The 12,752-nt window shown below is 39.6% G+C and carries 3 protein-coding genes and 1 pseudogene; 2 read left to right on the top strand and 2 right to left on the bottom strand.

What is annotated here, in order from left to right:
* Positions 1 to 3 precede the first annotated feature (3 nt).
* On the top strand, positions 4 to 6,384 hold the full coding sequence (locus tag EWV68_RS13995) for a non-ribosomal peptide synthetase (protein ID WP_287170156.1): 6,381 nt from the start codon (positions 4 to 6) through the stop codon (positions 6,382 to 6,384).
* On the top strand, positions 6,381 to 10,253 hold the full coding sequence (locus EWV68_RS13990) for a non-ribosomal peptide synthetase (RefSeq protein WP_287170155.1): 3,873 nt from the start codon (positions 6,381 to 6,383) through the stop codon (positions 10,251 to 10,253). The genes EWV68_RS13995 and EWV68_RS13990 overlap by 4 nt, the downstream gene beginning before the upstream one ends.
* Before the next feature lie 92 nt (positions 10,254 to 10,345).
* Here EWV68_RS13990 and EWV68_RS13985 read toward each other — a convergent pair whose 3' ends face one another.
* Together EWV68_RS13985 and EWV68_RS13980 are read right to left on the bottom strand one after the other, a co-directional pair.
* Positions 10,346 to 12,397, bottom strand: a complete 2,052-nt coding sequence (locus tag EWV68_RS13985) for an FAD-dependent oxidoreductase (protein WP_287170154.1) — start codon at positions 12,395 to 12,397, stop codon at positions 10,346 to 10,348.
* Between the two features lie 244 nt (positions 12,398 to 12,641).
* Positions 12,642 to 12,752, bottom strand: a pseudogene (locus tag EWV68_RS13980) (Uma2 family endonuclease); the annotation flags it as partial.

Raw genomic sequence — 12,752 nt, 5'->3', positions numbered from 1 at the left:
TTCATGGCAGACACAAAAAATCAACCCGCCAAAAATGTGGAGTCTATTTATCCTCTTTCCCCCATGCAGGAAGGGATGCTCTTTCATAGTCTTTATACTCCTGATTCAGGGATTTATTGTAGTCAAACTCTAATTACTCTGGAGGGAGAAATTAACCTTGCAGTTTTTAGGCAAGCGTGGGAAAAAGTTGTAGAGCGTCACTCGGTATTAAGGACTCTATTTCTTTGGGAAAAACGGGAAAACCCTCTGCAAATTGTGCGAAAAAAGGTTGATTTGCCTTGGGATTATCAGGATTGGCGCAATCTTTCCCCCACAGAACAACAACAACGTTTAGATTTATTGTTACAAACAGAGCGTCAACAAGGGTTTGAACTAAAAGTTGCTCCTTTAATGCGCTGCTTGATGATTCAACTATCGGACCAAACTTATAAATTCCTCTGCAATCATCATCATATTATTCTGGATGGTTGGAGTATGCCTATTATTTATCAAGAAGTTTTAGGGTTTTATGAGGCAGGTATTCAAGGGAAAAGTTATCATCTTCCTTTGCCGCGTCCCTATCAAGATTATATTGTTTGGTTACAGCAGCAAAACCCATCTGTTGCTGAGAGTTTTTGGCAGCGAACTCTTGAAGGGTTTATGACTCCCACCCCCCTGAGGGTGGACAGACTCCAGTTAATGAAATCTGAAGGTAAGCCAACTTATAAAGAGTATAACTGTCATTTATCGGCTTCTCACTCCAAAGACCTGCAATCTTTGGCGCAAAAGCATAATCTGACCTTATCTACTCTAGTACAGGCCGCTTGGGCGATTCTTCTCAGTCGCTATAGTGGGGAGTCAGAAGTTTTATTTGGGGTTACGGTTTCTGGTCGCCCTCATGATTTATCAGGGGTAGAACATAGGGTAGGATTATTTATTAATACATTGCCGCTGCGAGTCTCCATCAGAGAATCAGATTTATTGCTATCTTGGTTACAGGAATTACAGCAAAAGCAAGCAGAAATTCAGGATTATGCTTATGTTTCTCTGGCTGAAATACAGAGATTAAGTGATATTCCACCGGGGATTCCCCTGTTTGAGAGTTTGGTCGTTTTTGAGAATTATCCTAGAGAAGCGTTATCGAGAGATTCTCGTCAATCCTTAAGGGTTAAGGATGTGGAGAATTTTGAGGAAACTAATTATCCTTTGACGGTGGTTGCTATTCCTAGACAAGAGTTACTGATTCAGTTAGTCTATGATACTAGCCGTTTTACTCAGGATACGATTGAACGGATGGCAGCACATTTACAGACTATTTTAACAGGGATTGTTACTGATACTCGGCAACGGGTAACACAATTACCTATATTGACAACACAAGAGCAACATCAGTTATTAGTAGAGTGGAACAATACCGAGGCAGATTATCCTTTAGATAAGTCTTTACATCAATTATTTGAGGAACAAGTTGCACAGAATCCGCAGGGAATAGCGGTTATTTTTGAAGGACAAAAATTAACCTATCAACAGTTAAATAACCGGGGCAATCAGTTAGCTCACTGTTTACGAGATAAGGGTGTAGGTCCAGAAAGTTTGGTCGGGATTTTTATGGAGCGTTCCCTAGAGATGGTCATCGGTTTATTAGGGATATTAAAAGCCGGGGGAGCTTATGTACCTTTAGATCCGGATTATCCTACCGAGCGCTTGGGGGATATCCTCTCAGATTCGGGTGTTTCTTTGGTGTTAACTCAGGAATCTTTAGGGGATTTTCTTCCCCAAACTGGGGCCGAGTTACTGTGTTTAGATAGGGATTGGGAAAAGATAGCTACCTATAGTCCAGAAAATCCCTTCAATCTAACGACTCCTGAGAATTTAGCCTATGTTATTTATACATCAGGTTCAACGGGAAAACCCAAAGGAGTATTAATTAGCCATCGGGGGTTAATGAATTTAATTTGTTGGCATCAAGACGCTTTTGAAATTACGCCTTTAGACAAAATTACTCAACTAGCAAGAAGTGCTTTTGACGCTGCGGTTTGGGAGTTATGGCCCTGTTTAACAGCAGGTGCGAGTCTTGTCTTAGTTAAACCTGAAATCATGCAATCTCCCCCGGACTTGCGAGACTGGTTAATTGCCCAAGAAATCACCGTCAGCTTTTTACCAACTCCCCTAGTTGAGAAGATTTTATCTTTAAAATGGGATGAAAATATAGCCCTCAGAATTATCTTAACGGGTGGGGATAAACTCCATCATTACCCTTCAGTATCAATGCCTTTTAAGCTGATTAATAATTATGGTCCAACAGAGAATACAGTAGTAACCACTTCAGGATTAGTTCCCGATTATGAGGAAGGAAACTCCTCATCCCCGTCTATTGGTAAGCCAATTTCTAACACAAAAATTTATATTTTAGATCAGAATTTACAACCGCTTCCGATTGGGGTTCCTGGAGAGTTACATATTAGCAGTGTCGGGTTAGCGCGGGGTTATCTCAATCGTCTGGAATTAACTCAAGAAAAATTTATTTCTAACCCTTTTAATTCGGGTATTTTATATAAAACGGGGGATTTAGTTCGCTATCTTCCAGAGGGCAATATTGAATTTTTAGGGCGCATTGATAATCAGGTGAAGCTGAGAGGATTACGGATTGAATTAGGAGAAATAGAAGCAGTTTTAGAGACACATTCTGAAGTGGAAAAAGCCGTAGTTATTTTGCGAGAAGATACCTCAGACAATCAACGGTTAGTCGCTTATATAGTCAGGAAATACCCCTCATTAGGTATCGGAGAATTGCGCCGTTTCTTACAGCAGCAACTGCCCGCTTATATGGTGCCTTCTGCCTTTGTCATCTTGTCGGATTTTCCCTTAAATAACAATGGCAAGATAGACAGGAAAAAATTACCCGTCCCCGATGAGACATCAATTATTGAATCTGCTTATATAGCCCCAAGAAATGAAAAAGAAAGCCTCTTAGCTCAGATTTGGCAAGATGTTCTTCAGGTATCCAAAATAGGGGTTAGTGACAACTTCTTTGAGTTAGGAGGACATAGCTTAAAAGCTATTTCTCTAGTGAGTAAAATTCAGGAAAAGTTAGGGCAATCTTTGCCCATTAAACAAGTATTTGCTCATCCTACCATTGCTGAACAAGCAGCATTATTAAGCACTGTTACCCCTCTGACGGTAGCCACTATTCCCCTTGTATCTGCACAGGAAACCTACGAAACATCCCATGCTCAGAGACGTTTCTATGTCTTGCAACAGATGGATCTCAATAATGTAGCTTATCATATTGTTTCCACTCTCAAAATAGCAGGAGATTTTAGCCCCGATGTCTTTGAAAAAGCCATACAATTATTGATTTCCCGTCATGAATCCCTGCGGACATCTTTCATTTTAATTAACGGTGAACCACAACAGAAAATCCTGCAAAATCGTCCTTTTGATTGGGAATTTAAAGACTGGACAAATAAACCTGATGAAGAAATCCTAGAAACGATTGCAAAAGAGAGAAAACCGTTTGACTTAGAGAAAAGTCCCCTGGTGCGCTCTAAGATTTATAAACTATCTCCGAATGAATATATTTTAGAGTTAGAAATTCATCATATTATCTGTGATGGTTGGTCAATGAGTTTGTTAGCTAAAGAATGCTTACAATACTACTCTGATTTAGCCAAAGGATTACAGCCTAGTATAGAGCCATTGCCGATACAATATAAAGATTATGCAGGATGGCAAAATAATCTTTTAAGAAGCGAAAATAATCCCAAAAACCTAGATTACTGGCGGCAAAAACTGGACAATGGACAACTGACCAGAGTTCACTTACCGACAGACTTTAAACGTCCCCAAATAAAGACGTTTAAGGGTTCTCATTTAAGCTGGACATTTGACCGAGAAACGATTTCTAAATTAAGAAAAATTTGTCAGGAAAACGAAATCACCCTATTCATGGCATTGGTAGCGGCTGTCAAAATATTACTGTATCGCTACAGTGGTCAACATGATATTACTATTGGTACAGAAATCGCCACCAGAAGCCATCCTCAACTGCAATCTCTAATCGGTTTATTTCTCAATACCTTAGTTATTCGTGACCAAATTGAACCCGAAAAAGGCTACAAAAATCTACTCGCAAAGGTTCGTCAAACCGTTACCGAAGCCTTAGAACATTCCGATTATCCCTTTGATATTTTAGTAGAAAAATTAGCTGTTTCTAGAGAAATTAACCGCACTCCCTTGTTTGATATATTAGTCCTTCTGCAAAATTTTGATCAACCTGTAGGCTTGGAAAATATACAAATAAAATCTCTAGATTCCCTGACCCCGACCAGTAAGTTTGATCTATCTTTTGTGTTTAGTGAAGATCAGGAAAAACTCAGATTAGAGCTAATTTATAACACCGACTTATTCCAAGAGGAGAGGATGAAAAAATGTCTCATTCACTTCGATAAACTCTTGAATGAAATGCTATCTAACCCCGCCCAACCCGTCAAAGACATTTCTTTGTTATCGGCAGCAGAAACCGCTTTCATTGCCAATTTTATCAATCCTATTCCTCGCTTAGAAACCCGTACTATCATCCATGATTTTATTGACCAAGTTGCAGCCAAACCGGAGAAAACATCGATTATTTATCCAGGGGGTAAATTTAGCTATCAAGAATTACATGAACTAACTAACTTTTGGGCTTATGCCTTAAAAGAATTAGGCGTGGAAAAAGATAAGGTTTGTGGTGTTCTCCTAGAAGGAGATTATCGTCAGTTAATCGCTATGCTGGCAGTATTTAAAGCCGGAGGAATCTATTTACCTCTACGTTTAGATGAACCCGAGGAGCGCCGGCAACGCATGATGATTAAAACTAGCCCCGAAATTATCTTAGTTGCGGCTGAGAATTTAGAGGGGATTAAACCCCAACTATCCGCATTAGAAAAACCGCCTCATATCTTAGTGGTTAAGGCTCATAAAATTCAGCAATATCATCAGTGGAATGGCATGGATTATCAAGAGTTTCCTTGCCAATTAAGCAAACTGCAACCCCTTCTAGCTATGCCGGATGCTGATGATTCTAATTATATTATGTTTACTTCTGGCTCAACCGGTGAACCTAAAGCAATTTTAGGCAGTCACGGCAGCTTACGTCATTTCATTGATTGGGAAAAACGGGAATTTGGCATTAATGAAAGTTGGCGCTGTTTACAAATTGCTCAAATTAATTTTGATGCTTATTTGAGGGAAACCTGTGTGACTTTATGCTCAGGGGGAACTCTGTATATTCCAGAGAGTACAGAGCGAGAAGACTTAGAGCTTTTATTACTGCGAATAGGAGAATGGAAAATTAACTTACTACACACTGTCCCCTCGGTAATGCGTCTATTTTTAAAGATGGGGCGTGGTTTAATTAATGCTCATAATCTCCTGAAAAGTTTGCGAATTTTTGTCTTAGGAGGAGAGCCTTTATTTGTGAAAGAACTGGCTGAATGGCATCAAATTTTTGGCTCTCAGACAGAATTTGTGAATATTTATGGGGCAAGTGAAACTACATTTGTTAAGCATTTTTATCGAATTCCTAACCCTAATAATATTCCCTATGAACGGGTTCCGGGTGGTCAAACTTTGCCAGATGCCGCTTATGCAGTGGTTGATGGAAATCGCGCCAGGGCAATAGGAGAAGTAGGAGAAGTGTTCGTTAAATCCCCCTATTTAACCAAAGGTTATTATCAAGATGAAAGCTTAACTCATTCAGTTTTTGTGCCTAATCCTTTGAATGGGGGGAGGGATATAGTTTATCGTACTGGAGACTTAGGCAGACTGCTTCCTGATCTAACTTTAGAAGTAATAGGACGCAGTGACAATCAAATTAAATTAAATGGGGTACGGATTGAATTAGGAGAGATTGAAGATGTCCTCAGTGGGATTGAGGGAGTAGAAAAAGCCTTAGTTATGGCTAATAAAAAGGAGGAATTAGTAAACGTAATTGCTTATTATCAAGCCGAGGATACAGTTCATCAGGAATATATTCGAGGTAAACTAAAGCAACTCTTACCGATTTATATGCAGCCTAGCTTTTTAATGCGGTTAGAAGCTTTTCCCTTGTTACCCAATGGAAAAATTCATCGTCTAGCTTTGCCAAAACCCGAAGAAAATATTACTAACTCAACTAACCAAGTCCCAGATTTTAATCCACAAGAAGCTTTATTAGCTTCCCTTTGGGGTGAGTTATTAGAAGCAGAAGTTAGTAACAGTAATCAGTCATTTTTTGAACTAGGAGGAAACAGTCTGAAGGCGATGCGCTTAGTGTCACAAATCCGTAATCAATTTGGAGTTTCTCTCCGATTACGGGAAATTTTTACCCATAATACTTTAAAAGAACAAGCTGTATTAATTCAATCCCGACAAAAACGATGATCAACTTACCACAATCTGACTCAATTAACCCACTGGAAAAACAAAAATATTACCAAGTCTCTCACGGTCAAAGAAGGCTTTGGATTTTGCAGCATATCAGCGAATCTTCTAGTGCTTATAATATTAGGCTTGCCATGAGAATTAATGGCAAGTTAGATGTTTCTATATTAACAGCAGCCTTTCAAGAACTGGTGAACCGTCATGAAATTCTCAGAACCACTTTTGCCAGTGTTGGAGGCAATATTAAGCAAGTTATTCATGAGCAAATCCCCACAGAACAGTTAATCATTTTTAAAGATTTAAGAGCAGAAAAAGATGCTGAACTCTTGGCAGATGATTTAATTCAAGAGTCGGCAAATTTACCTTTTAGTTTAGAAAAGTTGCCCCTTATTCGGGTCTTATTGGTGCAGATTAAGTCAGAAGAATTTATCTTTGGTTTGACTGTCCATCATATTATTGGAGATGCACAATCACTTGATATTATCTTTCAAGAGTTCTTTATATTATACTCTGCTTATACTCAACAAAAAAAAGCTGAATTACCCCCTCTTACTCTACAGTATAAAGATTATGCGGCATGGCAAAATCAGTGGTTAGAAAGTGAAGAAGTTAGAGAACAACATGAGTATTGGTGTGAGGTTTTTTCCGAACATCCCCCTATCTTAAACTTACCGATAGACTTCCCTCGACCTCAAGTAAAATCTTCTCAAGCGGCTTCCTACACTTATCAATTTAGTGAGAGTCTTAGCCAACAATTACAAACCTTTGCAACTCGAAATCAGACGACTCTATTTATTACCCTACTGACTTTCTTTAAAATATTACTCTACCGCCACACCGGCCAACGGGATTTAGTGGTTGGTATCCCTATTTCAGCACGAAATCATCCTGATTTAGAAAACCAGATCGGGTTTTATGTTAACACCTTGGCCTTAAGAACTTTATTACCAGAGGGAGTAACTTTTAAGCAAGTCTTAGGGGAAGTAACTAACACCTGTCTTGATGCTTATGAATATCGTGATTATCCTTTTGATAAATTAGTATCCGCTCTCAATTTAGAACGTGATTTGTCCAGAAATCCCTTATTTGATGTCATGTTTTCTCTACTGGGTAAAGAAAGCAAAACTGTCTTAAAAATTCCTGGTTTGGAACATCAACCTTATCCCTTAAAACCACGGATGGCTCAATTTGATATGACTTGGAGCTTCTTTGAAGATAGTCATAATCTTACATTAGTGATCGAATATGAGCCAGATTTATTTTTGCCTGAAACCATCGCCAGAATGAACGGTCACTTTTTACAAATTATTAAAAGTGTAATTCAGAATCCCGATTGTAAATTATCTGAGATTAATTTATTAACCCCTGAAGAACAGCATCAATTACTAATAGAGTGGAATCAAACCGAAGTCGCTTATTCTCAACAGTGTTTGCACCAGTTATTTGAAGAAAAAGTTAGAGATAATCCCGAGGCAATAGCTCTTATTTTTGACGGCGAAAAATTGACCTATCGAGAGTTAAATAATCGAGCTAATCAAGTCGGCCACTATTTACAAGAAAAAGGCGTAACTTCAGAAGTATTAGTGGGGATTTTTATTGAGCGTTCTTTTGAGATGATTATCGGAATATTGGGAATTATTAAAGCTGGGGGAGCTTATGTTCCTTTGGATCCTAATTATCCCCCTGAGCGCTTGGATTATATGATATCCGATTCAGCTATTTCTCTGTTGTTAACTCAGCAATCTTTAGTCCAATCTCTACCAGAAAATTGCCCCGAAATACTGTGTTTAGATACAGATTGGTTAAAGATAGCTAATTATAGCCAAGAGAATTTGATCTCTCCAGTTACCCCAGAAAATTTAGCTTATGTTATATACACTTCTGGTTCAACGGGAAAACCTAAAGGTGTGATGAATATTCATCAAGGAATTTGCAATACTCTAAAATACAATATTGATAATTATAATCTTAACTCTGAAGAGCGCATTCTCCAAATTACTCCCTTTAGTTTTGATGTTTCAGTTTGGGAAGTTTTCTCATCTTTAACATCTGGTGCTACCCTAGTCGTGGCTAAACCTGACGGGTATAAAGATATAGATTATTTAATAGATTTAATTGTGCAAGAACAAGTAACTTATTTCACTTGTGTTCCCTCAATATTGCGAGTTTTTCTGCAACATCCCAATAGCAAAGATTGCCACTGTTTAAAACGAGTAATTGTCGGGGGAGAAGCCTTATCTTATGAACTCAATCAACGATTTTTTCAGCAGTTAAACTGTGAATTATATAACGCTTATGGACCAACAGAAGTAGCGGTTGAGACTACTATCTGGTGCTGTCAGCCAAATTCCCAAATTTCTATTGGAACTCCCATTGCTAATGCCCAAGTTTATATCCTCGACAGTTATCTCCAACCGGTTCCTATTGGTGTTGCTGGAGAATTACATATTGGTGGAATGGGTTTAGCGCGTGGATACCTTAACCAACCTGAATTAACGGCTGAAAAATTTATTCCTCATCCTTTTGCTGAGGGGAAATTATATAAAACCGGGGATTTAGCTCGCTATCTTCCTGATGGAAACATTGAATATTTAGGACGGATTGATAATCAAGTTAAGCTGAGAGGTTTACGCATTGAATTAGGAGAAATTCAGACGGTTTTAGAAACTCATCCCAACGTTGAACAAACTGTTGTGATTATGCGGGAAGATACCTTATATAATCAACGGTTAGTTGCTTATGTAATCAGAAAAGATACTTTATTAACTTCCCAGGATTTGCGTCGTTTCTTACAGCAGAAATTACCCGTTTACATGATCCCTTCTGCCTTTGTCATGTTGTCGGATTTTCCCTTAAATCCTAATGGGAAAATAGACGTTCATAAATTGCCTATACCGGATGAGACTTCTCTAGTTGAATCACCCTATTTAGCCCCCCGCAATTCAACGGAAACTATCTTAGTAAGCCTTTGGCAACAACTTCTACAAGCTGGCAAGATAGGGGTTAATGATAACTTCTTTGAGTTGGGTGGTCATTCCTTACAAGCTATGAATCTTATGGCTTTAATTTATGAAAAAATCGCAATAGAAATTCCTTTATCAATGATTTATGAAAAGCCAACAGTAGCCGAATTAAGCGATTATATTATCTATGCTCAAGAGATGAATATTCAACCGAAAGAACGCCCTTATGTGGTGTTTAATAAGGAGCAAGAAAAGGCCGTCTTTTTATTTCCCCCCGCCCTTGGTTTCGCTGCTGCTTATGCCAATTTAGCGGAGTATATAACGGATTATGCTCTCTATACTTTCCGGTATATTAGCGATGAATTAATGTTAGAAAAATACGCTGAATTAATTGAGGATTTGGCTCAGAATCAAGATATAAAATTAATGGGACATTCCGCCGGCGGATTTTTAGCGATGTTAATGGCGCAACAATTAGAAAGTCGAGGGAGAGTTGTTTCTGATGTCATTTTACTGGATACTTACAGAGGAGGACGTGAGGCTAAAAAAGCTGATATGTCAGAGATTCAAGAAGGGGTTGATGCTTTCTTATTAAATCCCAAACGTCAGGAATTAAGAGGTTACTTTTTAGAGAATCAAAAACTCCGCAATCGCACTTATAATCAAGTGTGGGAATACTTTAATTTTCTTTGGAATTCTGACTTAAAAAATGTACAAATTCAAGGGACTATTCATTTGATTCGTGCTGAGGGAAACTATGAAGCTCAAGATGATTGGATACAAGCAACAAAAGGAGAAAGAATCAATCATTATGCCACTGGTATTCATCGTGAAATGATTGATCCTCCTTATCTTCCCAAAAACGCTCTGATTATTAATAGTATTCTCAACCCAAAACAGTCGTAACCGTTGAGGGGGGGGACGAAATCGGGCAATCTGAGAGACATGGATGAGCAGTACCTAGGGTCTGCTGAAAAAGTTTTTTCAGCAAACCCTAATTAATACCAATCATCCATCGACCGGAAAATTGAGGCATCGGGGAACACAGTTGGATTACCACTTGCGTCGATTTTTTGCCGTAATTCTCGCAATTGTTTATTCCCGATGAGAAAATCACTTTCTACTAATTGATAGGGCAGTACATTATTATCTAAAGCATACACTGCCGTGATGCCAGCAGCTACCCCAGAGGACCACTCGAAGGAATGGACACGATAGGCGGCCGCAGCAATATGACTAAGAGCGATACTTTTACCCGCTATCAGTAAATTATCGATTTTTTGGGGAATTATAGCCCTTAAAGGTATCTCAAAAGGATAAGCTTGCCCTTGTCCCCGTCTTTCTCCTGCTTTTTCTGTATTACCCGGTTTTTCGGGGGGATGTTCTGTCATGCAGGGATGAAAATCAATCGCATAGTGACCGATACCGACGGAATCGGGGTAAATGGTAGAGCGCTTGCGTTTAACGGCCTTATCGGGGGATAATGTGCCATCAAGTACGGAAAATCCCTCTAATCCTGCCAAGGTGGCAATTAAGCGCCGATATTCTGCCGGAGAAAGATTTTGACGATAGAAATCGCTTTGAAAATTTTGTCGGGAAATATCGATTTCCGTGACGGTAAAACCAGTGGGGAAAGTCAGGGAAGGACGACCGATAATCCGTCTTGCTTCCCGAATATAGGGATATTTTGACAAACCGTGGGCAGTTCCCATGGGAGAATCAAAACCGGAGAGATAACGGTTATTCAAATGGGGAACTTTTACCCCGTCCCCTAACTGGGAATCGGTGGTTCCTTCTACTAACCAATAATAGTAGGAAATGGCGTGTTCTTCGCCCCTCGCGAGGGTTTCGGTGCGTAATCCTCCCATCCATCCCCCCGGAGATAACTGTCCTAGCTGTTGCAACTGTTCACGGGTGTAGATAAAGTTATCCTTAGCAGTACCCGGACGGTAATCATTTCCCCAGGTCCAATTCTGCATGGAAATATCCCCCGGGACGGGTTCGGTAAAAGTAATTCCCCCAAAGGTTTTCTCTTTACCCAGTTGCGGACTCCAAATACGACGATAGGTGAAAACTAGGTCAAAATCGGCTAATCGCGGCAATTCATAGCTAAAATAGGGGGCATAGCGTTCATAATAAACGGGTTTCTCGTGGGTTTGTGGTTTTTCTGTTTCCTCCATGGCGAAGGTATAGGTAAAGCCTTGGGTACAGTAGGGGTCTCCAGTGACGCTAGAGGAAGAAGGTTCGAGATAACTGCGCTTATCGACACCTAAACGGTAGGGAATATCTGATAATCCGATTATTTCCCCGGTTTCGGTCGCTTCAATCACATACCAATCTGCTAATTGATTCGGTTGGGAGGATTTGGGGACAAAACGGAGGATTTTTTTATCAAAACGGGGAGAATTTTCGTAGCGATAGATATCCGCCATTTTTTGCGATAAAAACTCGGTATTTAGGGGAGGAGTACCTTTTACGGGACTATGTTGAATAGCAATTACACTGGTAATCTGTTGACCGGTACCGCGATTGGGTAAAGTTTCAATATTTAATTCTTTGACTACCGTGGTGGGAAACCATTTCAGGGTTCCTTTGCCTTTTTTGGCAGCGTCTTCTAACTGTTGAAATAATAATTTATGTCCATCAAAAGGCAAAAAACAAGACCCGCTTACCCAACATTCTCCGGGGTTGCGTTTCCCGTAATGCTTTCTAATTCTTTCCCTAAATTCTAGATAACCTTTCGGGAAAAATAATTTTTCTCTTTGTGTCCGTCTTTCATCTAATGCGGAGGTTCCCTGAGAAGATATCTGTCCCCCCACCCAGTCGGTAATCTCGGTTAAACAGACGGTTTTTCCTAATAATAAAGCTTCGTAGGCCGCACCGGCACCGGCTAAACCACCACCCACCACCAGAATATCACAGCCGACGGTTTGATCCTGTTCTCGCGGGGGGGCTGCTAGGGTGAGGGGAGTGAAAGCTTGCAGGAGAAATAATCCCAGAGAGAGGGATTTAAGAGGAGTAAAGTGATGATTGAAAATTTTAGGTGACATTATTGACAAATATCAATGTTGTGACTGAGAGTTTCCTCTTTCTTTGAAGAAGAAGCCAGAGCATCTGTTCCTGAAATCCTAATTGTTTTTTTTGGGATATATTGAGAACTTTGTAGCTTGATGCTGGCCTTTAAGAGATTATACACCGTCAAGCTGACAATCGATCGCTTTTATGGAAATGTTTTGACAAAATAGAGATAGCCTGATTCGGTGTCATTCCCTTTGTTATTCCCTGTAATCCTTCCTAAGTTAAATTCAAAACAAACCCGGGTAAGACATCTTCCCCGGATAAAATAGCAGGTAAATTAATAATTTCCCCATCGCTATTTAGTCGGTAGATTTCCACCTGCTGCTG

The organism is Microcystis sp. M_QC_C_20170808_M9Col, assembly GCF_007095495.1.
Classification (GTDB): domain Bacteria; phylum Cyanobacteriota; class Cyanobacteriia; order Cyanobacteriales; family Microcystaceae; genus Microcystis; species Microcystis aeruginosa.
The sequence above is the reverse complement of the archived record's forward strand: the minus strand, read 5'-3'. Positions and strand labels throughout refer to the sequence as shown.

What these genes read in the sequence shown, in the direction of transcription:
- EWV68_RS13990 (WP_287170155.1), top strand. Translation starts at nt 6,381, where the DNA reads ATGATCAACTTACCACAATCTGACTCAATTAACCCACTGGAAAAACAA.
- EWV68_RS13985 (WP_287170154.1), bottom strand. Translation starts at nt 12,397, where the DNA reads ATGTCACCTAAAATTTTCAATCATCACTTTACTCCTCTTAAATCCCTC.
- EWV68_RS13995 (WP_287170156.1), top strand. Translation starts at nt 4, where the DNA reads ATGGCAGACACAAAAAATCAACCCGCCAAAAATGTGGAGTCTATTTAT.